This window comes from Hydrogenoanaerobacterium sp. (assembly GCF_032017025.1).
Classification (GTDB): domain Bacteria; phylum Bacillota; class Clostridia; order Oscillospirales; family Ruminococcaceae; genus Hydrogenoanaerobacterium.
Window position 1 is genome coordinate 97,256 of the sequence record NZ_DALZQO010000008.1, and the last position, 26,254, is coordinate 123,509.

Genomic DNA, 26,254 nt, shown 5'->3' on the forward strand with positions numbered 1-26,254 from the left:
CAGCAAAAGATGAGTACATTTATAAGTAAGGGGTTTAAGGATATGAAAGCCACAGGAATCGTAAGAAGAATTGACGACTTAGGCCGTGTCGTAATTCCCAAAGAGATTAGAAGAACAATGAGGATTCGGGAGGGTGACCCCCTTGAAATCTATACAGATAATGACGGAGAAGTAATCTTCAAAAAATATTCACCCATCGGTGAGCTGTCGTCTTTTGCCGGGCAGTATGCTGAAGTACTGCATAAGGCAGGTGGGTTTCCCGCGGTAATTTGCGACCGAGATCATGTTATTTCTGTATCGGGTATTCCTAAAAAAGAGCTCTTGGAGCGCCGCGTTTCCCCCGCGCTTGAAGAGATTATGGAGCAGCGCCGCAACTATGCAATGGTTTCGAAAGATCAGGGCAAGCTGCAGCCGGTAGAGGGTGTAGACCGCTATGCGTTGGTTGCTGCTCCCATTATTGCGGCGGGCGATGTTTGCGGCTCGGTGCTTTTCCTCGCAGGAGATACAGGCTCTGTGGCAGAAGACTCTGAAATTAAGCTGATTAACGCAGCAGCGCTGTTTTTAGGCAGGCAAATGGAAGAGTAACAAAATATTTCACATAGTGAAGTGAGCTCAAAAGTTGGGCAAATATTTTCATGAACCAGCCTCGAGGGTTTGTTGTCTGTAAAGAGCAGGCGGCAAGCCCTTTTGCTGTGCCTTGATACGAAAAACAGCATATTTTTTAAGCAGCCCTCAATACAGAAGATGTTTGCTCCTCTATATGTTATAATAGAGCTTAATTTGGCATGCAAAATTACTCTTGGGGCTTCTGAACTAATTGAAGCATGTAGATTAGTGACGATAATATTATATAAGTGCAGTAGGATAAGTACACTGGGAGGTTGTGTAATAGGCATGAAGTTATCTAGACGAATGATTGGTATCATCTATGTTCTTTTGCATGAAAACGCGTTATACACAGGAGAAAAAATAGCTTCAAAGCTTAAAGTTTCGGTGCGAACCGTCAAAAGCGATATTACCGCATACAGAAATTCTCTGGACGAATATGGGCTTGAGCTGATTAGCCGAAAAGGTATGGGGTATTCCATCAAAATAATAAACAAGGATCTTTTTGAGAGCTTTTTTAATCCTATTACATACAAATACTCTCATGTAGATGAAATTCCAGACGATTGTGATGAACGGTTAAATTATATCATACGAACCTTGATCTCCAGGGATGCAGCGGTTAATACCAATGAGCTAGCGGAAGAGCTTTTTTTGGTAAAGCGCTCTTTGAGCAAAGAAATGCGGCGAGCGTATCAAACGCTTGATGAATACAAACTTACGCTAAAGAACGAAGGGAATCTTGGACTTGTAGCAACAGGAAGCGAATTTCATAAGAGGCTTTGTCAGTTGGATTTCTACACCCACTACTACCACAAGTCTATTCCTAATTTTAAGGTAAAAGAGTTTAATAAGCTGTTTGATGTTCCAATGGAAATACGGCTGCATACACGGCAAATCTTCTTGGAAGAAATGAGAAGGAGCAACACGGTTATTAAGGATTTCTACTCGCAAAAATTACCGGTATTGCTGCTTCTTTCATACAAACGGTACATAGCCGGACATCTCATAGACATTCCATACAGCAAGCTGGTTCCATATAAAAACTTTTTGGAATATAAGATTATGGAACGCATTATAGAGCGTACCAATGTGTATTTTGAAAAACCGCTTCCGGAGGTAGAAAAGCTGTTTTTGACTGTAATGCTGCTGTCGTTTGAAGATATTTCACCCTCCATGGATGTATTGCGCTACGGCGCACACCACACAGAGGCGAAACGTCTGGCGGACTGCATACTGCTTGATATGAGCGACGGGTATGATATTCAGTTTGAATGCCAAGAGGAATTAAGAGCCTCTTTAATCAGAACGCTGATTCCGGTATCCATAGGAATGCACATTGATGTAGTGGAACACAATAGCTGGTGCATGAAGCTGAGGTTTGATGAGGTTGCAAAAAACCCTTTGGCACAGCAGCTCGGCTATTTAGCTGCAAAATCCATTCAGAATGCAACCGGAAAAAATGTATGCAAAGAGAAAATTTATCAACTTGCCTACTGCTTTAAATATGCGGTTCGGCAAAGAGCGTTTTCGGTAAAAAAGAAGCGAATATTGATCTTTCCTTCTTCCGGATATGAAAGTGCAAGACTTATTTCGGATGAGCTAAAATTGCTGTATGGACAGTACATTGAGAAAATAGATATTCAAGAAATGTATCTTGTGCGCAGAGAAGAGAGGGCAGAAAAATATGACCTGATATTGGGGCTAGAGCCAACATATAGTGACAATATTCCTGCAATACCGCTCTCTAAACTCACCGCTGGCGATGGATATAAGCCGGTTATGGATTTCCTGCTGGAAGAGCTTAAAACCCCTGATATTATCCCGTACCTATCCAAAAACAATATTATTTTAAACCTTAATTTTAAGTCGAAAGAGGATGTTCTGACGTTTCTGATCTATAAGGATCACAGTGATATACAAGAAAGCAGGGTATTAACCGGTGAGCTGGAGCACAGAGAAAAAGTGATTTCGTATGACTGCGGAAATGGAGCGGCGGTTATCATCAACTTTGATGTCAGGCCGGCCACGCGCAGGTGTCAGTTGCTCACGCTTATGAACCCGTTATCTTGGGGAAGCAGTGAAGTCCGATATGTATTGTATTTTGAGATGCGCGGTGAAATTTCTCCACAGGAATTATGGATTGTTGATAAAGTGATGGAAAAGGTGACAGGCTCACAGAATATGGTTGAAAATACTTATTTAAGCAAAAACATGTCTTATTATGAAAAGTGACGAAATTGCATATGGTATATTGTTTTGTTGTTATATTGCCAAAGACTATTGGCGAGCCATTGCACTTGTGTAAGTGCAATGGCTCGTTTTGCACCTACCAAGGAGAAAAATAACACATTACCTTTTATAAAAAATATAGGTATAATATGGCTAACTTAAAACAAAACGCTACTGCAGGCAAGCTCTCACAAAGAAACAGGGCTTGCCAAGATTTTTGATATAAGTGAGGAACAGTACATGCAATTTATTATTATTACACACGGAAAAATGGCTTCGGGCATCCAAAGCTCACTGAATTTGTTAATAGGAGAGCGCCATGATCTGCATGTAATCGATGCTTATCTGGATGACTCCGACCCTGAGGAAAAGATAGCTGACCTCGTAAACGTCCGTTTTAAAGACGAGAAAATTGTAATCATGACCGATCTCTACGGGGGAAGCGTTAACCGTATCGCGACTAAATATATCTGTAACAGGGTAACCGTTGTTGCCGGAATCAACCTTGTCCTTGCTATGGAGATACTTTTTATGAACGAACCAAGCGCAGAAGAGATGGAAGATGCTGTTAAGGTTTGCCGCGACCAGATGAGACTCATAACCGCAGATAGCTTAAAAGCAGACAACCAGCCGGGAGAAGAGGATTTTTTTTAGGAGGACAGGAAAATGATAAAAATGCTAAGAGTAGATGAAAGGTTGATTCATGGACAGGTGGCAATCGCCTGGTCAAAGGTGCTGACGGTTACCTCCATAGTAGTGGCTAACGATACTGCCGCAGAAGACGAAATGATTAAAATGACATTGAAAATGGCTACTCCTCAGGGTATGAAAGTTGCCATCAAAACAGTAGACGATGCTATTGTGCTGTTAAATGACCCGCGCTGTGAGAAGATGTCTATTCTAATTGTGGTCGACTGTCCAAAGGATGCGCTGAAAATTGCAAAAGCGGTTCCCAATATTCCTTTGGTGAATATAGGAAACAGCGGAAGACTCGGAGACAAAGCGACGGACAGAAAAATGTTAAGCGATGGCCTGTTTGTGAACAGTGAGGAAGTGCAGATTTTAAAGGAAATTATAGCAACCGGAATTGAAACAGAGGTGAGGATGGTGCCAGAGCGCCCAAAACTATCTTTAAGCGCGCTGCTGGAAAAGTTTTAGAGGAGAAAATAGGCTGAAAGACCTACAACTGTGCGAAAGCAAAAGATATTTTCGTCTTTTAAGCCCAACGTCTGCGAGTGAAACAATTCACTCATTTTTTCTGCGACAGTGCCGTCGCCGCGCCTATACCCAAAGAAACTCTTATCATTTCTTTGCTCTGCTGATAAGGGTTGCACTTTCTCATTAAAATTTTATGCCGGTGCAGAGCGGCGGAATGGAGCTTACAATGATTTTTGAAGCATTGGTAGTGGCATTGATTCTTTATGCAATGTATTATCTGGGAACTACCACAGCATGCGCAGTGTTTTACAGTCCCCTGCTGATTTCTACATTGATTGGTATGGCACTGGGAGATTTGCAAACAGGCATTATGATGGGCGCAGCACTTGAAGGAATCTATATGGGTTATGCTTCAATTGGCGGAACACTGCCCGCAAACGCGTCGCTGGCATCTGCACTTGCCGTTCCATTTGTTATCTTGACGGGTGCGAATATGGAAGCGGCATTGGCGCTTTCAGTACCTGTAGCTACAGCATCCGGTGCCGCAATGACCCTGATCGGAACTGCAAGCACTATGCTGGCTCCCAAATACGATTCTTTGCTGGAGCAAGGAAAATACAAAACTTTTACTAAAATGCATTTGACGCAGCCGCTTTGGCTTATGAATCTGCCTGATGCGCTTATCGTATTTGCAGGCATCGCCTTTGGCATGGAGAAGTTTGATAGTTTGGTTGCAATGCTGCCGGCAACCATAATGCATGGTTTTAGTGTTGCTGGTGGCATGCTTCCCGCACTTGGTTTTGCACTGCTGCTGAATATGACCATGACAAAACGCACATGCATCTTCTTCTTTGTTGGATTTGTTTTCTGCAAATATATGAATTTACCTATCATTGCAACATCAATTTTAGCAATCGCAATTGCAGTAATTGTGTTTATGGCTGACAAAGGTGACACACAGCCGGCAGTAGCTGTTTCGGCAGAAGAGGGGGATTTTTTCGATGAGTAAAATGTACGCTAATATTTCACCAGAGGAAAAGAAAATGCTTACCACAGCAATGTGGAAATCCGGTACTACCAGTGCATCCTTTAACTACGTTAAAATGCTTGGCCAAGGCTATGCCTACTGCATGATGCCTTTTATCAACAAATATTACAAAACCGAAAAAGACCAAAAAGAAGCTTTGAACAGAGCAAACAGCTTCATGAATACAAACAACATGTGCCTGCCCTTTATTCTGGGACTGAATATTGCTATGGAGAAGAAAAAAGCGGAAACAGGCGAAATATCCTCTGAAGCGATTACAGCAACAAAAACTTCCCTAATGGGGCCTATGGCGGGTATCGGTGATTCCTTTCAGTTCAACACACTGAGGGTTATTGCAGCAGGAATAGGTATTTCACTTGCTACTCCGGGCAGTGTGTTTGGACCCATACTGGCGTTTTTACTTTACTTTTTGCCATTCTTGTTTATACGTAAAACTTTGATGTTTACAGGTTACTCTATCGGCACCACGATGATTGACAAGCTGTTTCAGGGCGGAATCCTGAAAAGAGTTACCAATGCGGCGTCTATTATCGGTGTAATTATGATTGGTTCATTGGTAGCACAAATGGTTAATGTGTCTACCCCCTTTACTTTAAAGCTAGGCAGCGCCGAAATCGCACTGCAGCAGGTTTTTGATTCCATTATGCCCGGAATGCTCAGCTTAGCTATGGTATTTGGTATCATCGCCCTCGTCAAAAAGGGTGTTAAGCCTGTAGTGATTGTATGTGGCGTTATGGTAATGTGCATACTTGGAGCGATTCTTGGAATATTTTGATTTCATGGCTGGAAATCAGCAATAAAGATGAAATTGAATTGAAATGGACGATTGACATGAAAAAAATTTTAAAGTCAGAGCATATCTTCACTCAATCGGGATGTGTTTCTGGTTACCTGGGAATGGAAAACGGTAAAATTACAGAAATACTGCCAAAAGGTGCTGTTGTAAGCGGCAGCATAGAAGACTGTGGAGATTCCATGCTTATTCCCGGAATCATTGATTTACATAGCCATGGCTTTATGGGAAAAGGTGTATGGGCAGAGGGCGATGACATCAATGAGGAGAATCTTTTGGGATACCTCTCCATGCTGCCGTCGGTAGGTGTTACAGGTGTAACACCCACTGCTTCTCTGGATTTCTTTGAAATCATTGCTTCGGTTGAGCAAAGAGGAAACGATGGCGCACAGATACTGGGAATATACTCGGAAGGCCCTTTTGGAACACGAGAGGGTGAAAATGCTGCTAACCACTTCACCTATCCTAAGCCCTCGGTGGAGGTTGCAAAGGAATATGTAAGGCGTGGATGCGGGCTTCTCAAGATTATGTCAATTGCTCCGGAAGCATGTGGTGCAGATGAAGTCATCGATTACCTAATCTCACAAGGAATAATTGTTGCAGCATACCATACAAATGCAACCCACAAGGAAATGGCACATGGCTTTGCGAAAGGCATTACTTTGGTTACACATACCGGTAATGTTATGAGCGGTATTCATCACCGTGACATCGGTGCACTGGGTACAGCTTTGATGGATCCGAATGTCGATTGCGAGATTATAGCCGACTTTTTTCATCTTTGCCCGGAAATGCTTGAAATCATGTTCAAATTAAAGGATTACAGCAAGTTTATTCTGGTTTCAGATTCTATAGGTCTTACCGGGCTGGCACCCGGCGAATACACCCTTTTCGGCAATATGACATTGTTTGTAGGTGAAGATGGGTATATTCGTGAATCGGGTGGAAGGCTTTGCGGCAGTACCAAACCTGTTTTATTTGGCATGAAAAGTCTTCACCAGCAGTTGCATATTCCCATCGAAAGGGTTGTAGAGATGGCTTCGCTCAACCCGGCGCGTAAACTTGGAATCGATAGCAGCAAGGGCTCTATCTGTGTTGGAAAAGACGCAGATGTAGTTGTTATAAGCAAAGATTTTGAGTGCATAAAGACCTTTGTCAGCGGCGATGTTGCGTACTCAAAGTAGAATAACGGTAACGAACCATCTAAAAAAGGTGAACGTCTATTGCTCGTGAATAGATGTTCACCTTTTCTATTGTGCAACAGTCACGGGCTACCATAATAGTTCAAATCCTTGCTGAAAACCATAGGATATCAATATCCCGAACAAGGGACAAAGAAAAATCATGTATAGGGGTTTTAACCTTGCACATGATTTTTTGTTGTAATATCGTATAAACTAAATTTCATTTTGCTTCGGCGCTACATGGCTTTATTTCCGCATCCTCTATTTTAAGCATACGGTAGCCGACACCAATGTGCGTCTGAATATATTTGGGGTTTGCGGTATCGGTCTCAATCTTTTTGCGGAGAGTTGCCATAAACACCCGCAGCGACTGCGTGTCGCCCGACAGTGTGCTGCCCCAAATCTCCTTCAGAATAAAATTGTGCGTCAAAACCTTTCCCACATTTCGGGCAAGCAGACACAGCAGTTTATATTCGTTGGGGGTGAGACGAAGCTCTGTATTGCTTAGGTAAGCACATCCCGCCGGATAGTCAATTTTCAAATCTCCATTTTTAAAAACCGTGTCCTGCGCCGATGAGGACATGGAGCCGATGTTTTTAAGCCGTCTCTGGGTAACTCTCAATCTCGCCAAAAGCTCATCTGTGCTAAAGGGTTTTGTCAGGTAGTCATCCGCACCGGCATCCAGCGCTTGAATTTTATCCTTGTCCTCACTTCTGGCGCTTACAATAATGATGGGAACCTCCGACCATTCGCGAACCTTGCGTATGATATCGACTCCATCCATATCAGGCAGCCCCAAATCCAAAATAACGATATCCGGTTTAGAAGACAAAATGCCCATAATCGCAGCACTGCCCGTTGAGGCCGTTTGGTAATGATAACCCTGTGTTTCCAGCGTGGTAGCGATGAGGTTGCGAATTGCCTTGTCATCTTCCACCACAAAGAGGTTCAGCTTATTCATATGCATTCGTCTCCTTTATTGGTAATGTGAACAAAAAGACAGTTCCTTTTGGGTGGTTGTCCCGCACGGATATTTCCCCTTGGTGCGCGTTTATTACAGATTTACACAGCGATAACCCCAACCCAAGCCCGCGTCTGCTGTCACCTGTGTTTTTATCTGCGGTGTAAAACATATCAAATATTTTGGCTTTATCGCGGTCTGCAATGCCGTTGCCGTTATCGCAAATTTCCACGGCGATTTTTTCGGGGCTCAGCTGATACGCTTTGATTTGAATGGATGTACCCGGGTCTGTATATTTAATTGCATTATCCACCAGATTGATAATCACCTGAATAATCAGCCTTGCATCCATGGCTGCCATGAGCATGTCGTCCGCCAAATCAACGCTGATACAATAATCAACACTTTTCCGGTTGATATGCCTAAGTGCCTCGTTGATCACTTCATCCAGCAGCTCGGGCTGAAGGTTCAGTTCCATTTGGGCGTTGTCGATTCTGGTAAGCGAAAGCAAATTCTCCACCAGATTGATCAGCCAGATCGAATCGTCGTAAATATCGGTGTAAAGCTGCTGCTTTTTATCTGCGTTTAAAACGTTGCCGTTGCCCATAAGAATGCTTGCATTGCCGGAAATCGCCGTCAGCGGAGTGCGGAGGTCGTGCGAAATTGCGCGCAAAAGGTTTGCCCGAAGCTGCTCTTGCTGTGCTTTCATATAAATTTCTTTGTTGGACTGATAAATTGCTTCTTTTTCGAGAGAAAGCCCAAATTCACCCAGCATAGATATGAGTACGTTTTTTTCATAGGAGCCCAGTTCGGCAGATTCCATTGAAATGGCAATAACCGCATGAACCGCAGATGTTTGCCCTCTAATCGAAAGGCAAAGGCATTTTGCACCCGACAGAGTATTGGTTGTGGCACCTGCATGCTTATCATTTTTAAGCACCCATTCCGCCACTGCGCGTTCTTCGTGCGAAAGGTATTTTTGCACAGAGGCCTCGGCTTCTTCCGAAAAAACAATTGGTTCGGTACTCAAAGACGTACCCGCTGTCACCGGATAGAGGATAACCGTTCGTTCCAGCAGCTTTCTTACCTGCTCGCCCATTACATGATAAATCGCCATCGTATCCTCTGCTTTTTGCAGCCTTTGGCTTGTTTCCAGCAGGGTTTCGGTGCTTCTGGCTTTGAGCGCATTCTGTCGGGACTGTTTTTTTACACGCATTGTAAGCGAGCTGGTAAACATAGCGACGAGAAACATGATAACAAATGTGGCGGGATATCCGCTGTCGTATGCGTTAAAGGTAAATCTGGGATCGGTAAAAAGGAAGTTGAATATCAGAACACTCAGTACGGAGGAAATTAGGCTGTACAGCCTTCGGTGGGTGCAAACAGAGGTTAGCAGAACGCCCGCAATATACACCATAATGATATTTGACTCGTTAAACCCAAAATGGTGAAAGCAAAACCCAATCGAAGTTGCAAGCGCTAAAATAGCGACAGATTTCAGAGCGTCCAATACCGAGATTGCGGGATTTTGTGCCTTTTTAAGCTTCGAAGGGCGGGCGTATGGCGCGAAATGATCCGGAATGATAAAGATGTCTAAATCGGGGGCAAGCTGTGTCAGTGCTTCTACAAAAGTCTGCTGCGGAAGCAGGCGCTTTTTATTGTTGGAGCGCCCAATTACAATTTTAGAAACTTCCGCCGCCTTTGCATATTCGGCAATTTGCTCCGGCACATTATCACCGTAGACAGTGGCTATTTTTGCCCCAAGCTGCTCCGCCAGCCTTAAATTGGCGCGCAGCCGGTCCCTGTTCTCTCCCGAGAGTTCGCTCGTTCCCGGCACCTCTACAAACAGTGCTGTAAATGCAGCGTGAAAGGCATTTGCCATTCTTGCCGCAGTACGTATCACCTTTGCGTTGGAGGGCGAGCTTGACAGGCAAATCAATATATGCTCGTTGGTATAGTATTCGCGCTTGGATATGGGGTTTTCTTGCTCCAACCTATTATTGATCTGATCGGCGGTACGGCGCAGGGCAATCTCCCGCAGCGCTACCAAATTATCTTTTGTAAAGAAATTCTGCAACGCCCGTTTCGCCTGCACGTTACGGTAAACCTTGCCGCTGCTCAGGCGGGCAATCAGCTCTTCCGGCTCAATGTCAACCAGCTCAATCTGGTCGGCCGAGTCAATAACTTTATCGGGAATCCGCTCTTTTACGGCAATTTTTGTAATGCGGTACACCATATCGTTCAGGCTTTCGATATGCTGAACATTTACGGTTGTATACACATCAATTCCGGCTTTTAACAGCTCCTCAATATCCTGATACCGTTTTAAATTGCGGCAGCCGTGTGCATTGGTGTGTGCCAGCTCATCTACCAAAATGAGCGTCGGATGGCGCTGAATGGCCGCATCCAAATCAAACTCGTTGACGGTAATCCCTTTCCAGGTTACTTTTAGAGCAGGTATCACCTCCAAACCCTCAATCAGCTTGCTGGTTTCGGGGCGCAAATGCGGTTCAATGTACCCCGCAACAACATCCACTCCCGCATCCTTGGCGGCATGCCCCGCCTCCAGCATGGCATAGGTTTTACCAACACCGGCAGCATAGCCAAAAAATATTTTGAGCTTGCCGCGCCTTTGCTTTAATACCTGCCGTGAAAGTTCCAACCGCAAATGCTCAGGGTGCGGGCGGTTTTCATTCATTGCGAGTCACCTCTCCGTGCAATCCTTTTTTATCATTGTACCATAAACAAAATTAATTCTTCATTAGAATTTGCACGATTTGTGTTAAGATTTTATAAATGCATATAAACCGCCAAACAGATAAAAAACTGTACTTAATTTTACCGGACGAGATAAAGACTTTGTTAAGCATATTGCATCTTAACAAAGTCTTTATCTCTTTTATAAAACCCTCACACTGTATTTATCTCTGGCATGATACTCTTATAGCTGCCCGGTAATAACCGGAACAGTGGCTATTGGTAGCTGCAAAAGAGATGAACCGCAGGAGGAAACGTAAGGATGACAGATTTATGCATGCTTGGTATTTTGGCAGTTGGTTTTGCCTTAGTAATAGGGTTGATTCAGTGGTGCGACCACCAAATCAACAAATAGGGGGTATATTATGTTGCTGTTGATCTTATTGATTTTGGGGCTGGGCGCTTACCTTGTATATGCCCTAATAAACCCCGAAAAGTTTTAACCCGGCTGTGCAGGAGGAAAGACAGATGATTCAGATATTTTTTACACTATGTATTTTTCTTGTTTTGGTAATTCCAATCGGCCGATATCTCTATTATGTAGCCGACCATAAAAAAACCTTTGCCGACCCGCTTTTCAACCACCTCGATAACGGAATCTACAAGGTATGCGGCATTGATTGCAACGATATGAGCTGGAAACGATACGTGTTTTCTCTTCTTATTACAAACGCGGTTATGGTTCTGGCGGGATATCTGATTTTAAGGATACAGGCGCTTCCTATCCTGAATCCAAACAGAATCGGTGCAATGCCGGCAGATTTATCTTTTAACACCATCATCAGCTTTATAACCAATACCAACCTGCAGCATTATTCGGGTGAGGCCGGCTTGTCGTATTTAAGCCAGATGATGGTAATTACCTTTTTGATGTTCACCTCTGCCGCAAGCGGATATTCGGCTTGCATGGCATTTATCCGCGGCATTGCCGGCAAAAAAGGCATGGGCAATTTTTATGTGGATATGGTACGGGTGACAACCCGCGTACTGCTGCCCATTTCGATACTTGCCGCTATCCTTTTGATTTGGCAGGGCGTTCCGCAGAATCTTTCACCGAATGTAACGGTACAAACCATAGAGGGGAGCTATCAGGACATTGCTATGGGCCCCATCGCTTCACTGGAATCAATCAAGCATATCGGCACAAACGGGGGTGGTTTTCTCGGCGCAAACTCTGCCGCACCTTTTGAGAATCCTACCATTATATCCAACTTAATTGAACTTTTGTCTATGATGATTTTGCCCGGCGCATGTGTGGTTGTATTTGGGCTTACTGTATTTGACCGTAAAAAAGAGCAATATGCAGCCAGCCCCGCTCTTGCAAAATCTGCCCTGTTCGGTGGCGAGGGAAGAACCATCTTCGCCGCAATGTCTATCATCTTTTTGTTGGGGCTTTCACTTTGCTTTGTTGCCGAGAGTATGGGCAACCCCACTTTGGCACAGGTGGGGCTCAGCCAAAGCATGGGCAATATGGAGGGTAAAGAGGTGCGGTTCGGCATTGCGCAATCCTCTTTGTTTACAACGGTAACAACCGCTTTTACCACCGGTACGGTGAACAATATGCACGATACGCTCACCCCTTTGGGCGGACTTACCCCAATGCTGAACATGATGCTAAACGTGGTATTCGGCGGCAAGGGAGTTGGCTTTATGAATATGGCGCTTTATGCTGTTTTAACCGTATTTATTTGTGGGCTGATGATTGGCAGAACCCCCGAATATCTTGGTAAAAAAATTGAAGGTAAAGAGATGAAGCTTACCGCGCTGTGTATCATCGTGCACCCGCTGCTGATACTTGCATTCTCTGCATTGGCTGTCAGCACACAGGCAGGACTGCGCGCAATCACCAACCCGGGCTTTCATGGGCTTTCGCAGGTGCTTTATGAGTATTCCTCCTCTGCTGCCAACAACGGCTCGGGCTTTGAGGGGCTGGCGGATAATACCCTGTTCTGGAACATTACAACAGGCATTGTCATGTTCTTTGGGCGGTATCTCTCCATTGTGTTTCAGCTTGCAATTGCAAGTTCGCTTATGAGAAAGCGGCAGGTAAATGAAACGGTAGGCACGTTAAAGACAGATACCCTTACCTTTACGGTTTCGCTTGTCGTAGTAGTTTTAATTTTTGCGGCTCTCACCTTCTTCCCCGTTTTATCGCTGGGGCCGGTCGCAGAGCATCTGGCGCTTTGGCGCTAAAGGAGGCTTTTTTATGAGCAAGGCTAAAAAGACAAAGTTAATTACCAAGGACATTCTGACGTCCTCCATTGCCAGTGCTTTTGCTAAGTTAAACCCCAAAACCATGATGAGAAACCCGGTTATGTTTGTGGTTGAAGTGGGCTTTGCTGTTACGATACTGCTCTCGGTCTTTCCCAATATCTTCGGTGCAAATGGCAGCGATTTGAGGGCTTACAACATTATTGTTTCCATTGTGCTTTTTGTTACGGTTTTGTTCGCAAACTTTGCCGAGGCCGTTGCCGAGGGCAGAGGAAAGGCGCAGGCTGCAAGCCTGAAGAAAACCCAGAAAGATACCAGTGCCAGACTGCTGTCTGAGGGCGTTGAACAAATCATCAACGCATCTGACCTAAAAAAGGGCGATATTGTATTGGTGAAAAGCGGCGAAAATATCCCGAACGACGGTGAGGTAATTGAGGGCATCGCATCGGTCGACGAATCCGCTATCACAGGTGAATCGGCCCCTGTGGTGAAAGAAAGCGGCGGCGATTTTGCCTTGGTAACCGGCGGCACCACTGTGGTAAGCGACTGGCTGAAAATCAAAATTACATCTTCCCCCGGCGAGTCGTTCCTCGATAAAATGATCGCCATGGTTGAGGGTGCATCCCGCCAGAAAACACCAAACGAAATTGCACTGAACACCCTGCTCGTCAGCCTTACCATTATCTTTTTAATCGTCATTGTCACATTGTACCCCATTGCCCGCTACAGTGGTGTTGAAATCCCCGTTTCTACGCTGGTTGCACTGACCGTCTGCTTAATTCCCACTACCATAGGCGGCCTGCTCTCCGCCATTGGCATAGCGGGCATGGACAGAGTGACGAGGTTTAACGTTATCGCACTCTCCGGTAAATCGGTTGAGGCTTGCGGCGACGTAGATACCATGATACTCGATAAAACCGGAACCATTACCTTTGGTAACCGTCTCGCATCAGAATTTATTGCGGTGCAGCATCAAGATAAAAACGAGCTGATTGAATGTGCGGTGGCATGCTCTTTGCAAGACGATACTCCCGAGGGGAAATCGATTGTAGAGCTTGGGCGAAAGCTTGGCGGTAATAGAACTACAGACCTCTACGCCAAAGCACGCTTTATTGAGTTTACCGCCCAAACCCGTATGAGCGGCATTGACCTTGCCGACGGTACCAAAATTCGCAAAGGCGCTTCCGATGCCATTGCCGAATACGTAAAGCAGCTTGGGGGTACTATCCCCAGTGACCTGCCCGACAAAGTAAGCAATGTCTCAAAGCTGGGCGGTACACCGCTGGTAGTGTGTGTTAACCAGAGGATTTTGGGTGTTATTTATTTAAAAGATACCGTAAAACCGGGCATGGCAGAGCGGTTTGCAAGGCTGCGGGAAATTGGGATTAAAACGATTATGTGCACAGGTGACAATCCCCTTACCGCTGCTACCATAGCACAAGAGGCAGGTGTGGACGGTTTTGTTGCAGAGTGCAAGCCGGAGGATAAAATAGCGGTCATCAAAAAGGAGCAGGCAGAGGGCAAGCTTGTTGCTATGACGGGCGATGGTACCAACGACGCCCCCGCATTGGCTCAGGCAGATGTGGGCCTTGCCATGAACAGCGGCACTACCGCCGCCAAAGAGGCGGCTAACATGGTAGATTTGGATTCTGACCCCACCAAGATACTGGAGGTTGTGGAAATTGGCAAGCAGCTTCTAATTACACGCGGCTCACTCACCACCTTCAGTATCGCCAACGATGTGGCAAAATACTTTGCCATTATCCCCGCTATGTTTATGATGGCAATCCCACAGATGCAGATGCTCAACATCATGGGGCTGGCAACCCCCAACAGCGCTATTTTATCGGCTTTGATCTTCAACGCCATTATCATTCCGCTGCTGATTCCCATTGCGATGAAGGGCGTTCCGTATAAGCCGATGAGCTCAGCAAAAATGCTGGCTAAAAACATGCTGATCTATGGCTTGGGCGGTGTTATTACACCTTTTGTAGGCATTAAAGCAATTGATTTAATCATTGCACCCATGCTTCGCGCAATTGGGCTATAAAAAGGAGCGATTGAGTTATGAATATAGGCAAAACTTTTAAAAACGCTGTGCTGCTCACTGTGGTTCTCATGCTTGTGTGCGGCCTTGCTTATCCGCTTCTGGTAACGGGCATTGGGCAGGTTCTGTTTCCGTCACAGGCAAACGGCAGCTTGGTGGAGGTAAACGGAAAAGCGGTTGGCTCACGGCTGGTGGGACAAGATTTTAAAGACGACAGGTTTATGAAATGCCGCCCCTCTGCGGTAAATTACAATACCTACACGCAAGAGCAGAAAGCTGACGGCAGCTATAGCGGCGTCGGCTCCGGCTCCAACAACTACGCACCGTCCAACAAAGCGTTGGCAAATCGGGTAGAGCAGGATATCTCCACTTTTTTGAAGCGCAACCCCGACGTAAAGCAAGAGGATATCCCCACCGACCTTTTGACAGCCTCCGGCTCGGGGCTTGATCCGCACATCTCACCCGCATCGGCCAAGGTTCAAATTCCAGCACTGTCTAAAGCGACAGGGCTTACCGAAGCGGAGCTGACCGAAATTGTAGACGCGCATACAAACGAAAAACTGCTTGGTGTTTTTGGGGAAGAAACCGTCAATGTGCTGCTGGTAAATTTGGAGATATTCGAAAGAATTGGGTAAGCATCGGGTGATTCCAGTTGGATTTGCCCTTGGTCAGATAGCGCGTGAAAAGCTCAGCCAACGGTTCTGACAAACTAACTATCAGGTTACAGCCCCTCAAACCCCGAAGCGATCAACCGCCGCTCCGGGGCTTTTCACATAGATACACCCCATCCATTACAGAAGAGCGGAGCTGACTAGCAACTCCGCTCATTAACATTGCAATCTACGCGCATACCATTCCCTGCGCTATGTTAGATCGATGCGTGGTTTAAATTTTAATGCCAATCACGGTGGTGTTCATGGCGGTCGTGACGGTCACGGTGGTCACGGTGGTCGCGGCGGCCATCATTGCGGCCATGGCGATCTCGGTTACGGTCTCGGCGAACCCAGTTAGGAAACCAGCGGCGACCTTCAGATGGAAAGAAAAATGAGCTCAATCTATCGAACATATCTCTTAAGACCCTCTCTTGATTATTGTAAACTAATAACAGTTTATGTTTAGTAAATTTATAAGGTGACGCATAATAAGAGCGATCTGACACCATTCGTTTCATACTGTTTATGTGAATGGGAGTATTGGCTGCAAAAATATTATTGGTAAACAATATTTCGCTCATGTTGTTCTCGATACAAAGCTTTTTCTCTTAAGCAGGAGTACGGCCGTACCTATGAGCTTCGAGGTGAAGGGCCACAAAAGGCTTATTTTAAAAAAGTTATGCTCCGGTCTAACGGTATCACCGTTGTTTTACAGTGCTTTGGCCGCCACACGGCTCCCGTTTTGAATCTTGTTTTCGTAGGGGTTCAGAATCACCTCATCGCCTTCTTCTAAACCGGAGAGAATTTCCACCCTGCCGCCACGCTGCACTCCCGTTTCTACCGGAACCAGCACAGCTTTTCTGCCCCTTACTACATAAACAGCGCTGCCTGCCTCATAGGGTACAATGCTGCCCGCCAAAACGGAAAGGGCATTTTCAGCCGCTACAAACGAGAAGGTGACATCCACCTGGTGCCCCGCACCGGTGTTCGCAGGCATTTCGGAGGGAATTAGCTCTGCCACGCAGCGGTTTTCGGTCAATCCGATGGTGGAAACAACATCTTCCGCCACCGGAGATACAAACCGTACCGTTGCGGCAATGGCAGTACCATCGGCAAAACGGCATTGCGCTGTATCGCCAACACGCAAAGCCAGCGCATCCTGTACCAGCAGCGGCACTTCAATGAGCATCCCCTCCTCAAGATACAAGCTTGCTACCGGCTGATTCTCGGCAACAAAATCCCCCTCATTCACCAAAATCCGCCAAATAACTCCACCGTGGGGAGCGGTTACCGTACCGAGCTCCAATTTTTCCTGCAAATCATCGATGGTAATTTGCAGCTGCTGCGCCGCAGCGTTGGCGCTGCTTTTGGCATAGGAATCGTTCTTACCCAATGCGGCAAGCTGCGCCTCGCAGGATGCGATTAGGTTATTGTAATAGGCTCGGGTGCTCTCTGAATTCTCGCTTGCGGCGATAATTAGGTTTTGGCGGGCGATGTTCATCTGGTTGCGCAGCGTATAAAGCTGGGTATCCAGTTCAGAATCCCCGCTGGTAAACCCGTCGTCGCCGTAGTAATCTTTAAAATCCTGGTAATTGCGGCGGGCTAGGGTGTAGTTGCTTTTTGCCACGCCCAACAGTGCCTCGGCCGATTCTCCGCTGCCGAACAGTCGGTCGTATTGCTGCTTTGCCGCAGTCAACTGCTGCCGAAGCTGCTCGGCGCGCAGCTTTATTTCTGCCTGCGTGGTGTCATTGCCGGAATAGATAGCCGCCTGCTGCAGCTTCAGCGACTTAATCTGATCTTCCATCTGCTTTTTTGCGGTTGTTGCATCAATTTCAAAAAGGGTTTCGCCCCCTTCGATATCGCGCCCTGCATTAAATTCCAGCTTACCCACCGTCCCGGTAATGCCGGCGTTGATGGTAATGCTGCGCTCGGGCGACAGCTTGCCCTGCTCAGTAATGCTTTCGCTAAGGGCGCCGTAGGTTACCGCCTGCGTCTCCACAAGCTTTGGCTGCAGCAGATAGAATGCCCCCGCAATTACACAAACAACAAGCAGCCCCGCCGCAAGGATAAATTTATATTTTTTCTTCATATCGCTCACCTCATTATTCTCGCTCACGCAGCAGCTCTACCGGCGTGATTTTTTTTAGCTTTTTATAGATCACCCGGTTGCTCCAGGCCACCGCAATAAAAATCAGACCAATCGACATTACGAGCGATGTAGAATCCACAAAATCCGGAATTGAAAACATCTCAAGCGCCATACTTTTTGAGATCAGCCGGCTCATCGCCATCGTCATAGGAATCCCCAGCACCACCGCTCCGCAGGTCAGTATCCATTGGTTGACCGAAACGGTATCCAGGCACTGCTTATCAGAAAGCCCCAGCATCCGCATCGTGGCAATTTCTCTTTTCAGCTCTTCAAACGAGATGAGGGAACTGGTGTAGATGACCGCAAAACCAACCAGTACGCCCATTGCCGCCATCGCTGCCATAATCCCGCTGATATTGCCCATCATGCTGTGGTATTGTTCCACCCGCTGCTGCCTGTTTTGCACCGATGCCACCATTTTTGTGCCGTCAAGGCTGTGGCGCAGCTCCTGCTGCACAGGAGCGGGGGCTTTGATCAGCACCGATGTGTAGACGTTTCGGTAATCGCTGATTTTTCCCACACTGTGATGGGACATATAGGCGTTGCTGCCCAGATACTGTGCCATAATGCCCGTTACGGCGACGCGGCTAACGCGTTTTTCGGGGTAGGATACTTCCACCTCAATGGAGTCGCCTGCTTTTACACCAAGCCGACCCGCCATATGTACCGAAAGAACAATCCCCTCGGGCTGTACCAACACTTGCCGGTCATTCTCGTCATAAAGGCGGCACAGGGAGGAATCCTCATCCATACCCTGTATCACACAATCCAGCTCTCCGCCTTTTCCGCGCAGCTTAACCGGCAGCTCGATGATACCCTCAATCTGTTCCATGCCCGGGCTGCGAATGGCGCTTAGGGCGTGATGAGCGGCCACAGGGCCGCTGAACGCTACAGTGATATCCTGCCGCTGGTTTTTTTCCAGATAATTGAACAGAAAAATGTCAAACATGCTGTTCATTGAAACCAGCGTCGCCGTAATCATATAGGCGCACGCAATGCCGAACAGTGAAAGCGCCGAACGCCGCCGATTGCGTGCAATGCTGCGCACCGCCATAAGCCCGGGCACGGTTAGCAACTTTATAAACCCCGGTAGCTTCTCTAAAAACAGGCGTCGGGCAGTTTTTGGTGCTGCCGGACGAAGCGCCTGGGCGGGCGCTAGCTTGCTGGAGATGCGTGTCGAGAGCCCACCCACCACCGCACAAAAACAAGTTGCGACAAGGGTACCGATAATCAGATACCGCATCGAAATTGGCTGCGAAACATTTGGTAAACTGAAATAAGCGCGGTAGAAATCCGCCATCGGCCCCGCGGCAAGGCTGCCGTAAATGCCGCCGCCTAGCCCCCCGCAAAACCCAACCGCCGCGCCGTAGCCGGTATAGTGCAACGCTATGGCTCGCACAGGGATTCCCATCGCCATCATGGTGCCAATTTGCGTGCGCTGCTGTTCAATCAGCCGGTGCAGGGTGATGTAAAGAATAATTGCCGATATAAACAGGAACATAAAAGGGATGACGGTCGTCACCTTGTTGAGCTGCTCCAGCTCCATCTCAAGCACCGAAACCGAGAGTTCATCTTTGTTTTCATAAACGCGGTAACAGCCATAGGGCTTCAGCAGCTGCTTCACCGCATCCTCCACATCGGCAAACTCCACGCCGTGCTCCAGTGTAAACACAATATTGTTCGTGCGCCCTTCCATCGAAAACAAGCGCGCCATGGTTCGGTAATCCATAAAGGCGGCGTCATAAGTTTCAGGGGTGGGCAGCAGCTCGTTGATATTCTTGATCATATAGATGTTCTCGGGTGATATCCCGCTGCCGGTTACTTCAAACGAGGTTTTTCGCCCGCCCACCGCCAACTCAACGGTATCGCCCGCCGAAAGCCCATGCCCCTTGGAAAACCCGTCGCCCAAAACAATCTGCCTTTCTCCTGCCCACGGTAGGCTTCCGCGTGAGAGAAGCGGCAGGTTCAGCCCGCCCTGTTCAATCGATAAAAGCCTCAGTTCGGTGTCCTGCCCCATACCTGCAACCTGAACCGTTTTCACAAGGCGCCCCTGAGCCTGCTTGATACCCTCAATCTGTTCCAGCTTGCGCGTTACCGAAAGCGGCGCTTGCTGCACCTCAGCAAAGGCATCGGCAAATGAGGTTACTTTAAAAAAGTACTGCTTGGATTGCTCCAATTGGCCAGCGGCGATGGACAGCACCGAGTACCCGGCAAAGCCTACAGCGACAATCATGGCTGCCACCAGATACGACGCGGCGCTCTTTTGGATATCCCGCAGCATTTTTAAAAACAGGTATTTTACCATACCATTTCCTCCGCCGAAACAGGCGATGTGTTTACTTCTATTCGCTCAATTCTGCCGTCTCTCATGTGGAACACTCGGTCGGCCACCTGCGCCATACCTGCGTTATGTGTAATGGTAACCACCGGGCAACCCAGCCGCTTACGAACCTCCAACAGCAGCTTTACCACCGCCACGCTGTTTTTGCTGTCCAAAGCACCTGTGGGTTCGTCGCAGAGCAGCAGCCCGGGGTTTTTGACAATTGCCCGCGCAATCGACACCCGTTGCTGCTCTCCGCCCGAAAGCTGCGACGGAAAATGATGCCCGCGCCCCTTAAGCCCCACCATCGCCATCACTTCGCCCGGGGACATCGGGTTTGGAACAATACTGGCCGCTAGCGCTACATTCTCCTCAGCGGTGAGGGAGGGAATGAGGTTAAAAAACTGGAAGATAAAGCCCACTACATCCTTGCGATAATCCGAAAGCTGAGTATCGCTGTAATCGGTTAGCTCCTTATCGCGGTACCACAGCCGCCCTTTGGTGGGATGATCCATACCACCGAGCAGGTTGAGCAGCGTACTTTTGCCCGAGCCGGACGGCCCCAGCACCACAATGAATTCACCGCTATGGATTTCGAAGGAGGCATCTTGCAAGGCGTTTACCTCCACTTCATTTGCGCCATAGGTTTTATAAAGGGCTTCTCCCCGCAGTACAGTTTCTTTCATGCCGCGCCTCCTCACTTAGAATTCCCATCCCGATGATATCGAAAATCTTTCCTATTTTTCGAATCGCCTCCTCATGGCCGTCTTTGCTGTAATATTCGCGCAGCGTCGTCGTCATAATAGGCAGAAACATCTGAACTACCAGCTCAAGGTCGGCGTCCTTGCGGATGAGCCCGCACTGCTGGTCGCGTTTTAAAAAATCAATCACACTATGCTGAGCAGTTTGCATCTGCTCGATGATGTGCTGCATAAACTCGCTGCTGTCCTGTGTCATCAGCATACCGATACGATCGTACTTGGGGCAGCGCTGCACCCATTCGAGAATGGAGGGTACCGCTGCGATGGCCGCGTCAAAGAACGTAGCCCCCTCAGATAATGCAGGCGCACGCGAAAAAATCTCCATTTTTCCTTTGCTGATTTTTTCTATCACCAGCATATAGATATCTTCTTTATTTCTAAAATATTGATAAAAGCTGCCTCGCGGAATTCCGGCCGCTTTCACAATGCGGTTGATGGAGGCATCGGAAAATCGGTATTCGGCAAACTCATCGATCGCCGCCTCAAGAATACGGTTCTTTTTTTCCTCGGGCAGGTTTTCAAACGTAACAGTAGGCATTTTAGCTCCTCCAGTAAATAGTATGACAGGGGTGTCATTTCAAGCATAATATATCAGAAAAAAAGCAAAATGACAAGGGTGTCATGTAAATATTTTTTTACACCATATCCTAATAAAAACTTGGAAGCTAAAAAGCTTTTACAAATAAAAAACGATACCGCAAAATCGCAGCATCGTTTTGTTCGTCGCATCAATTTAAAAGTATAAGTGGCAGCGTATCGATGGGTAAGGGTGGTTCACAGACAGTACAGTTTTAAAAGGAGGACGAAACTGATCAGCCACTGTATTAAACTACTGGATGCCGTTTTCAACTTTAACCTCAATGCAACCGAGCTCATGGTATCCTCTTGTTATAAGCATTCGATTCCTCAGTTCAAGAATGTTATGTTCAATGGATGATATCACTTTTAAAAACTCTTTGTCATCCTTGCCGGTCGGGTCATCCAATCCCCAATCTTCCCGGTGCTTACAAGGAAGAAACGGACACTCAACGTTACAGCCCATTGTTACCACAATATCCACAGGCGGAATTTCAGAAATCAGTTTTGAATACTGGGTTTTCTCCATGTCAATACCATACAGCTGTTTCATCAACCGTACTGCATCTTGATTCATCTGCGGTTTCGTTTCCGTCCCCGCAGAATAGCAATCCAAAATATCTCCGGCAAGGTGTTTCCCCAAAGCCTCCGCAATTTGGCTGCGGCAGGAATTGTGGACACAAACAAACGCTACTTTAACCATAAAAACATCCTTTCTTATCTACAGCTCCAGCAGCTTATCTCCCTTTATTTCTTCACCGCTCCACCGAATTACAGCAAAGTTTCCATTTGAGTGGGCATCCACCTTGTTAATCCATTCAATCTCATTGCTTGCCTTTGCTTTTAGTATTTTATTTTGGGTATCGGTGGCGTATAGAGAAGAATTGATGACCCACCATTTACTGTGGATACCTGCACGGTGCAGGTCTTCCTCTAAGCGCATCGCCTCGAAAACAGGGGTAGTTTCAGCAAGTGTAACGATAATCACCTCTGTTTGGTTGGCATCACGCAGTTTAGGAAGAAGCTCTTTAACCGATTCAGGTGTATCACCCATGGTGCGCTGTACCTCTTTGTGGTAGCTTTGTGTAGAATCAAGCAAAAGCAACGTATGCCCTGTAGGGGCGGTGTCGATTACCACAACTTCTTTTTCAGCACGCTGCACAATATCTGCGAAAGCGCGGAATACCGCAATCTCCTGTGTACAGGGAGAACGAAGATCTTCTTCGATATACGCAATATCGTCCTCATTCATATTGTTTTCTCTCGCTTTGTTGAGGACGGTTTCTCTGTATTTCGCTAAAACCTCTTGTTCATCAATATGGCTCATAGAGATGTTTGGCTGCTCATCAATTACATATTTCAAATGAGCTGCAGGATCTGTAGTTGTCAAATGGACTTTGACCCCTTTGTGTGCCAAACTCAAAGCGATTGCGGCCGCAATTGTGGTTTTTCCGACGCCACCTTTGCCCATTGTGAAAATCACCTTTTTACGGGTTTGGTAGATATCCTCAATCACATCATTAAGACCCGATATGTCATTTGCATTTAAGGTTTCTTTACTCATGGAGTGTTGGTCGGAATGTAAGAACGCGCGAATATTAGCAAGCCCCATGATGTTGTACGCCCTAAGAGGAATTTGGTATGTCTCGATCTGCTTTAGGCTATCAGGCATTCCAGTAAGTGCCTTTTCCTGTTTGCGATACAGGCCTTCAGATACCGCATCATCAAACTCTGATAAAACACCGTTGATAACCAATATTTGATTTTCTACACCAAGCTCTCTCAGTTCTGTCGACGCTCTGCTTGCTTCTTTTAGCGGGGCATCTTCCGGACGGGAGACCAGTATAAGAGTTGTCATGTTTCCATCTGCAAGGGTTGATACTGCATTTTTGTACACTTCTTTTCTATCTTCTAAACCGGAAAGCTGACCAAGGCAGGAAGCACCGTGAGTGTTCTCGCTGATAAAATTGCTCCATGCAGACGGAAGCTGTAGCATCCTAAGGGTGTGGCCGGTCGGAGCAGTATCAAAAATGATATGGTCGTATTCATTTGCTATCGCTTTGTCTGTAATAAAGTTAGAGAATTCGTTAAATGCTGCAATTTCTACCGTACAAGACCCGGAAAGCTGTTCTTCCATATTTTTTATGACAGCCTCAGGCAATTTACCGCGATAAGGAACGATGACACTTTCACGGTACTCGGCAGCAGATTGAATCGGGTCAAGGTTTGCAACAACTAAACCGGAAACATCTTGGATAGGCGTACCTTTTCCATTAAGCTCGGTATCAAATACATCCTGCAAATTAGATGCAGGATCGGTACTGATCAGCAATACCTTCTTACCACCATCTGCTAGGGTTATCGCAGTGGCACAGGCGGTTGATGTCTTTCCAACGCCGCCTTTTCCTGTGTAAAACAAGTATTTTGTAAGTGTTATTTCTTGAGGATTAAGGCTCTTTGCCATTAACAACAACCACCTTTACAGTTACATCCACCGTCATTCTTTTTTGACGTTACTTTTACCTTGGATACTCCTATACCCAAATAGCTTTCGGGAACATTCAAAAGTTGAGCCAGCTCATTGTTTGTGGGGTAGCTGCCTTTTTTTACAATTTCTCCATCTAAAACAGTAATTGGCAGCACCTCTACTCCGCCACTGTTCATCATTTGATTTACTTTTGTGTTTTTTATAAACTCTTGCGGAGCATTGAAAAGATTGAAACGGGTAACCTCAACGCCGTTTTTCTTTAAGCTGCTCAGTACGGTAGAAATGCGGAGCAGCTCGGGGTCTACAGAAACACCACAAAGACCGGTAGCACAACACATAGCAGGCTCGTAAATAAACATTTTTTTCATAGCAAATATCTCCTCTAACTAATTTTTGTTGATATTCTCAGTTGCATAAATTCTGCTGCTTGCATCTACAATAGTTTTCGCAATCGTTAGTATAACAAGGCATATTTTTAAGTTTTGTTTCCAAATACGTAAACAAATCCAAATTCTCAGTAACAAACGATTTGTCTATTTTGTAATATGTCCACTGCGCATTTTTATAGCTTTCTAAAACGCCTGCCTTTTTCAAAGTGGTTAAGTGCCTTGAAGCATTAGACTGTGTTAAACCTAAACACGCCTCAATTTCACAAACGCACATATCACCCTTCATAATCTGTGCCAATATACGCAGCCTAGTTTCATCTGCAAGTGCTTTTAATACATCTACCACATCTTCACCTCCCTCTAGATGTATCTTCGTATGAGCATATACGCATATACTATGCTCATACAAAGTCATTTGTTACAACAACTTAAGAAAGAAATCCATCTTAATAAATTTATTATAAAACTAAATTTATCGATATGATAAGTTTGCAATTAAGCCATTTTTACGATGACTTTATTTGCATTCAGAAGTTTTTTCGATAGCATCTAGCACCGTTAATTTTTCAAGCAGTTGTTTTGCGTAGGTGCTACCCTCGATACTGATCGAATAGTAAGTCCATTTGCCTTCCTTTCGACCCCGTACAACACCTGAATCACATAGTACTTTCATATGATGTGATAGAGTGGATTGGCTTATATGCAAACCATCCAGAAGCTCACAGGCGCATTTTTCCCCGCTTTGGAGAAGCTCCAATATCATAAGGCGGTTTTCATCGCAAAAGGCTTTGAATACTTTTGCATTTTGCTCTAAATTACTTTTCATTCTGTAATCCCTTCACATCTATATTTATAGATATTTGTATTATATTCCTCAAATCGATTTTCGTCAATCTAAAATTTACAAAAAATACGTCTTTTTTGATGCAAACATAATTAACAATATTTATAAAAGCGGAGCTGCTTACCAGCATCCCCGCTTTAAACATATTTAGACCAAATAGTAAATTTTAGCTGAATAAACCTAAATCGGTATGTATTACAGAAAAGCTCGCAAGCATACACCCAGCGACCACCGTAATTAGAGCACATTGAAAACTGAACAACTCGAATCGACAAGGGATACCAAGTTGGTGAGATAGTATGCCACGACATTGTTTAACACAATCGAGCATGCCTCACGTTGCATGGCAACGACCGATAACGTGTACAGGGGCAGAAGTGCCACACAGTAGTCAATGTAGAGCCAAAATTATATAACCACCAAATTTTTATAATACCTCTCAAATAATAGAGTTATTAGCTATAAGTAAGAAAAACAAGATATTTCCCACCATTTTTCTTGCGGCAGTTCTTGGGTTAAGGCGTAGTGAAGTCTTAGGACTTAAGTGGAATGCAATAGATTTTAGCAATAACTATCTAAAATTAAACGAAAAATAATTAGAAAACTTGCCAAATCACTGTTACCACATACGTTGCTCCGCAGGCTTATGATAGTGCCAAAGAGATCTCTCAGATACTTGATAATGGTACGGTACAAAGCGGCAGTGTGTCGATGGGCAAAGGCGGTTCACAGACAGTACAGATGATTGCGAAGCCTCTGCTTTCAGCAGGAGAAATAATCAGGATACCGTTTGGTGAGTATATCGTTATTAAATCGGGAGGATGCCCACCTATGATGACAAAATTGCCGTATTACACCGATTATCTGCCTAAAATAAAGGACTATAAGGTAACCCGCAGAAATGAAGTAACACCTATTAAACGTATGTCGACGGAAGACATTAAGAGTATGGTCTTGACCGTATCTCGAATTGCGCACCGTAAGACGGTGCGTATTTTTATTTTCAGTTGTAAATATTAGACTTAGTCATATTGTCGAATTTACCCTAATTTTGGTTCATTATACCTTTACTTCAAT

At 45.9% G+C, this 26,254-nt stretch carries 24 protein-coding genes; 12 read left to right on the forward strand and 12 right to left on the reverse strand.

Annotation, left to right across the window (positions count from 1 at the left end; translation table 11 throughout):
* Positions 1-42: 42 nt before the first annotated feature.
* The 7 genes from RTV33_RS06920 to nagA all read left to right on the forward strand — a co-directional run bounded on the left by RTV33_RS06920 (position 43) and on the right by nagA (position 7,021).
* Positions 43-585 carry a stage V sporulation T C-terminal domain-containing protein gene (locus tag RTV33_RS06920; protein ID WP_312642852.1) on the forward strand — a complete coding sequence of 181 codons (543 nt, stop codon included), beginning with the start codon at positions 43-45 and terminating at the stop codon, positions 583-585.
* 309 nt (positions 586-894) lie between these two features.
* Entirely contained in the window at positions 895-2,841 is a 1,947-nt protein-coding gene (locus RTV33_RS06925) for an HTH domain-containing protein (protein WP_312642854.1), read from the forward strand.
* Between the two features lie 237 nt (positions 2,842-3,078).
* On the forward strand, positions 3,079-3,492 hold the full coding sequence (locus tag RTV33_RS06930) for a hypothetical protein (RefSeq protein ID WP_312642856.1): 414 nt from the start codon (positions 3,079-3,081) through the stop codon (positions 3,490-3,492).
* A gap of 12 nt (positions 3,493-3,504) precedes the next feature.
* Positions 3,505-3,996: a PTS sugar transporter subunit IIB gene (locus RTV33_RS06935; protein ID WP_312642858.1), complete on the forward strand. Its 492-nt coding sequence runs from the start codon at positions 3,505-3,507 to the stop codon at positions 3,994-3,996.
* Positions 3,997-4,222: 226 nt separating this feature from the next.
* Positions 4,223-5,005, forward strand: coding sequence for a PTS sugar transporter subunit IIC (locus tag RTV33_RS06940; RefSeq protein ID WP_312642861.1), 783 nt, complete (start codon positions 4,223-4,225; stop codon positions 5,003-5,005).
* Positions 4,998-5,819, forward strand: a complete 822-nt coding sequence (locus RTV33_RS06945; protein WP_312642863.1) for a PTS system mannose/fructose/sorbose family transporter subunit IID — start codon at positions 4,998-5,000, stop codon at positions 5,817-5,819. The genes RTV33_RS06940 and RTV33_RS06945 overlap by 8 nt, the downstream gene beginning before the upstream one ends.
* A 56-nt stretch (positions 5,820-5,875) precedes the next feature.
* The gene (nagA, locus tag RTV33_RS06950) at positions 5,876-7,021 is read left to right on the forward strand and encodes an N-acetylglucosamine-6-phosphate deacetylase (protein ID WP_312642864.1); all 1,146 of its coding nucleotides are present in this window, start codon (positions 5,876-5,878) and stop codon (positions 7,019-7,021) included.
* 220 nt (positions 7,022-7,241) lie between these two features.
* Here the strand turns inward: nagA and RTV33_RS06955 are convergent, their stop codons facing one another.
* Both RTV33_RS06955 and RTV33_RS06960 read right to left on the reverse strand, forming a co-directional pair.
* Positions 7,242-7,982 (reverse strand): response regulator transcription factor, encoded by a 741-nt coding sequence (locus tag RTV33_RS06955; RefSeq protein ID WP_312642865.1) that lies wholly within the window; start codon positions 7,980-7,982, stop codon positions 7,242-7,244.
* The gene (locus RTV33_RS06960; RefSeq protein WP_312642867.1) at positions 7,975-10,680 is read right to left on the reverse strand and encodes a sensor histidine kinase KdpD; all 2,706 of its coding nucleotides are present in this window, start codon (positions 10,678-10,680) and stop codon (positions 7,975-7,977) included. Before RTV33_RS06960 ends, RTV33_RS06955 begins: the two co-directional genes overlap by 8 nt.
* Positions 10,681-11,104: 424 nt before the next feature.
* Here RTV33_RS06960 and kdpF point away from each other — a divergent pair, with 424 nt between their 5' ends.
* Genes kdpF through RTV33_RS06975 form a run of 4 tightly spaced genes read left to right on the forward strand, consistent with a single transcriptional unit; the run spans position 11,105 to position 15,632 of the window.
* On the forward strand, positions 11,105-11,182 hold the full coding sequence (gene kdpF, locus RTV33_RS15670; protein ID WP_396327233.1) for a K(+)-transporting ATPase subunit F: 78 nt from the start codon (positions 11,105-11,107) through the stop codon (positions 11,180-11,182).
* A gap of 25 nt (positions 11,183-11,207) precedes the next feature.
* Positions 11,208-12,932 carry a potassium-transporting ATPase subunit KdpA gene (gene kdpA / locus RTV33_RS06965; protein ID WP_312642869.1) on the forward strand — a complete coding sequence of 575 codons (1,725 nt, stop codon included), beginning with the start codon at positions 11,208-11,210 and terminating at the stop codon, positions 12,930-12,932.
* A gap of 13 nt (positions 12,933-12,945) precedes the next feature.
* Entirely contained in the window at positions 12,946-15,000 is a 2,055-nt protein-coding gene (gene kdpB, locus RTV33_RS06970) for a potassium-transporting ATPase subunit KdpB (protein ID WP_312642871.1), read from the forward strand.
* Positions 15,001-15,017: 17 nt separating this feature from the next.
* Positions 15,018-15,632 (forward strand): K(+)-transporting ATPase subunit C, encoded by a 615-nt coding sequence (locus tag RTV33_RS06975; protein WP_312642873.1) that lies wholly within the window; start codon positions 15,018-15,020, stop codon positions 15,630-15,632.
* Between the two features lie 257 nt (positions 15,633-15,889).
* On the opposite strand, the gene RTV33_RS06980 is transcribed toward RTV33_RS06975, so the two are convergent.
* The 10 genes from RTV33_RS06980 to RTV33_RS07025 form a co-directional block, all read right to left on the reverse strand.
* Positions 15,890-16,231: a hypothetical protein gene (locus RTV33_RS06980; RefSeq protein ID WP_312642875.1), complete on the reverse strand. Its 342-nt coding sequence runs from the start codon at positions 16,229-16,231 to the stop codon at positions 15,890-15,892.
* A gap of 128 nt (positions 16,232-16,359) precedes the next feature.
* The gene (locus RTV33_RS06985; RefSeq protein WP_312642877.1) at positions 16,360-17,739 is read right to left on the reverse strand and encodes an HlyD family efflux transporter periplasmic adaptor subunit; all 1,380 of its coding nucleotides are present in this window, start codon (positions 17,737-17,739) and stop codon (positions 16,360-16,362) included.
* A 13-nt stretch (positions 17,740-17,752) separates the two neighbouring features.
* Entirely contained in the window at positions 17,753-20,104 is a 2,352-nt protein-coding gene (locus tag RTV33_RS06990; protein WP_312642879.1) for an FtsX-like permease family protein, read from the reverse strand.
* Positions 20,098-20,805 carry an ABC transporter ATP-binding protein gene (locus RTV33_RS06995; protein ID WP_312642881.1) on the reverse strand — a complete coding sequence of 236 codons (708 nt, stop codon included), beginning with the start codon at positions 20,803-20,805 and terminating at the stop codon, positions 20,098-20,100. The genes RTV33_RS06990 and RTV33_RS06995 overlap by 7 nt, the downstream gene beginning before the upstream one ends.
* Positions 20,768-21,418 carry a TetR/AcrR family transcriptional regulator gene (locus RTV33_RS07000; protein WP_312642883.1) on the reverse strand — a complete coding sequence of 217 codons (651 nt, stop codon included), beginning with the start codon at positions 21,416-21,418 and terminating at the stop codon, positions 20,768-20,770. The genes RTV33_RS06995 and RTV33_RS07000 overlap by 38 nt, the downstream gene beginning before the upstream one ends.
* Positions 21,419-21,709: 291 nt before the next feature.
* Entirely contained in the window at positions 21,710-22,159 is a 450-nt protein-coding gene (locus RTV33_RS07005; protein WP_312642884.1) for an arsenate reductase ArsC, read from the reverse strand.
* 18 nt (positions 22,160-22,177) lie between these two features.
* Complete coding sequence (arsA, locus tag RTV33_RS07010) at positions 22,178-23,920, reverse strand: arsenical pump-driving ATPase (RefSeq protein WP_312642886.1); 1,743 nt, start codon at positions 23,918-23,920, stop codon at positions 22,178-22,180.
* Positions 23,920-24,312, reverse strand: a complete 393-nt coding sequence (arsD, locus tag RTV33_RS07015; RefSeq protein ID WP_312642888.1) for an arsenite efflux transporter metallochaperone ArsD — start codon at positions 24,310-24,312, stop codon at positions 23,920-23,922. Before arsD ends, arsA begins: the two co-directional genes overlap by 1 nt.
* A gap of 37 nt (positions 24,313-24,349) precedes the next feature.
* Entirely contained in the window at positions 24,350-24,679 is a 330-nt protein-coding gene (locus RTV33_RS07020) for a metalloregulator ArsR/SmtB family transcription factor (protein ID WP_312642890.1), read from the reverse strand.
* 171 nt (positions 24,680-24,850) lie between these two features.
* The gene (locus tag RTV33_RS07025; RefSeq protein ID WP_312642892.1) at positions 24,851-25,159 is read right to left on the reverse strand and encodes a metalloregulator ArsR/SmtB family transcription factor; all 309 of its coding nucleotides are present in this window, start codon (positions 25,157-25,159) and stop codon (positions 24,851-24,853) included.
* Between the two features lie 630 nt (positions 25,160-25,789).
* On the opposite strand from RTV33_RS07025, the gene RTV33_RS07030 reads away from it, so the two are divergent.
* Positions 25,790-26,197, forward strand: a complete 408-nt coding sequence (locus tag RTV33_RS07030; RefSeq protein WP_312642898.1) for a type IV secretory system conjugative DNA transfer family protein — start codon at positions 25,790-25,792, stop codon at positions 26,195-26,197.
* Positions 26,198-26,254 lie beyond the last annotated feature (57 nt).

What these genes read in the sequence shown, in the direction of transcription:
- RTV33_RS06920 (WP_312642852.1), top strand. Translation starts at nt 43, where the DNA reads ATGAAAGCCACAGGAATCGTAAGAAGAATTGACGACTTAGGCCGTGTC.
- RTV33_RS06925 (WP_312642854.1), top strand. Translation starts at nt 895, where the DNA reads ATGAAGTTATCTAGACGAATGATTGGTATCATCTATGTTCTTTTGCAT.
- RTV33_RS06930 (WP_312642856.1), top strand. Translation starts at nt 3,079, where the DNA reads ATGCAATTTATTATTATTACACACGGAAAAATGGCTTCGGGCATCCAA.
- RTV33_RS06935 (WP_312642858.1), top strand. Translation starts at nt 3,505, where the DNA reads ATGATAAAAATGCTAAGAGTAGATGAAAGGTTGATTCATGGACAGGTG.
- RTV33_RS06940 (WP_312642861.1), top strand. Translation starts at nt 4,223, where the DNA reads ATGATTTTTGAAGCATTGGTAGTGGCATTGATTCTTTATGCAATGTAT.
- RTV33_RS06945 (WP_312642863.1), top strand. Translation starts at nt 4,998, where the DNA reads ATGAGTAAAATGTACGCTAATATTTCACCAGAGGAAAAGAAAATGCTT.
- nagA (WP_312642864.1), top strand. Translation starts at nt 5,876, where the DNA reads ATGAAAAAAATTTTAAAGTCAGAGCATATCTTCACTCAATCGGGATGT.
- RTV33_RS06955 (WP_312642865.1), bottom strand. Translation starts at nt 7,982, where the DNA reads ATGAATAAGCTGAACCTCTTTGTGGTGGAAGATGACAAGGCAATTCGC.
- RTV33_RS06960 (WP_312642867.1), bottom strand. Translation starts at nt 10,680, where the DNA reads ATGAATGAAAACCGCCCGCACCCTGAGCATTTGCGGTTGGAACTTTCA.
- kdpF (WP_396327233.1), top strand. Translation starts at nt 11,105, where the DNA reads ATGTTGCTGTTGATCTTATTGATTTTGGGGCTGGGCGCTTACCTTGTA.
- kdpA (WP_312642869.1), top strand. Translation starts at nt 11,208, where the DNA reads ATGATTCAGATATTTTTTACACTATGTATTTTTCTTGTTTTGGTAATT.
- kdpB (WP_312642871.1), top strand. Translation starts at nt 12,946, where the DNA reads ATGAGCAAGGCTAAAAAGACAAAGTTAATTACCAAGGACATTCTGACG.
- RTV33_RS06975 (WP_312642873.1), top strand. Translation starts at nt 15,018, where the DNA reads ATGAATATAGGCAAAACTTTTAAAAACGCTGTGCTGCTCACTGTGGTT.
- RTV33_RS06980 (WP_312642875.1), bottom strand. Translation starts at nt 16,231, where the DNA reads ATGAGCGAAATATTGTTTACCAATAATATTTTTGCAGCCAATACTCCC.
- RTV33_RS06985 (WP_312642877.1), bottom strand. Translation starts at nt 17,739, where the DNA reads ATGAAGAAAAAATATAAATTTATCCTTGCGGCGGGGCTGCTTGTTGTT.
- RTV33_RS06990 (WP_312642879.1), bottom strand. Translation starts at nt 20,104, where the DNA reads ATGGTAAAATACCTGTTTTTAAAAATGCTGCGGGATATCCAAAAGAGC.
- RTV33_RS06995 (WP_312642881.1), bottom strand. Translation starts at nt 20,805, where the DNA reads ATGAAAGAAACTGTACTGCGGGGAGAAGCCCTTTATAAAACCTATGGC.
- RTV33_RS07000 (WP_312642883.1), bottom strand. Translation starts at nt 21,418, where the DNA reads ATGCCTACTGTTACGTTTGAAAACCTGCCCGAGGAAAAAAAGAACCGT.
- RTV33_RS07005 (WP_312642884.1), bottom strand. Translation starts at nt 22,159, where the DNA reads ATGGTTAAAGTAGCGTTTGTTTGTGTCCACAATTCCTGCCGCAGCCAA.
- arsA (WP_312642886.1), bottom strand. Translation starts at nt 23,920, where the DNA reads ATGGCAAAGAGCCTTAATCCTCAAGAAATAACACTTACAAAATACTTG.
- arsD (WP_312642888.1), bottom strand. Translation starts at nt 24,312, where the DNA reads ATGAAAAAAATGTTTATTTACGAGCCTGCTATGTGTTGTGCTACCGGT.
- RTV33_RS07025 (WP_312642892.1), bottom strand. Translation starts at nt 25,159, where the DNA reads ATGAAAAGTAATTTAGAGCAAAATGCAAAAGTATTCAAAGCCTTTTGC.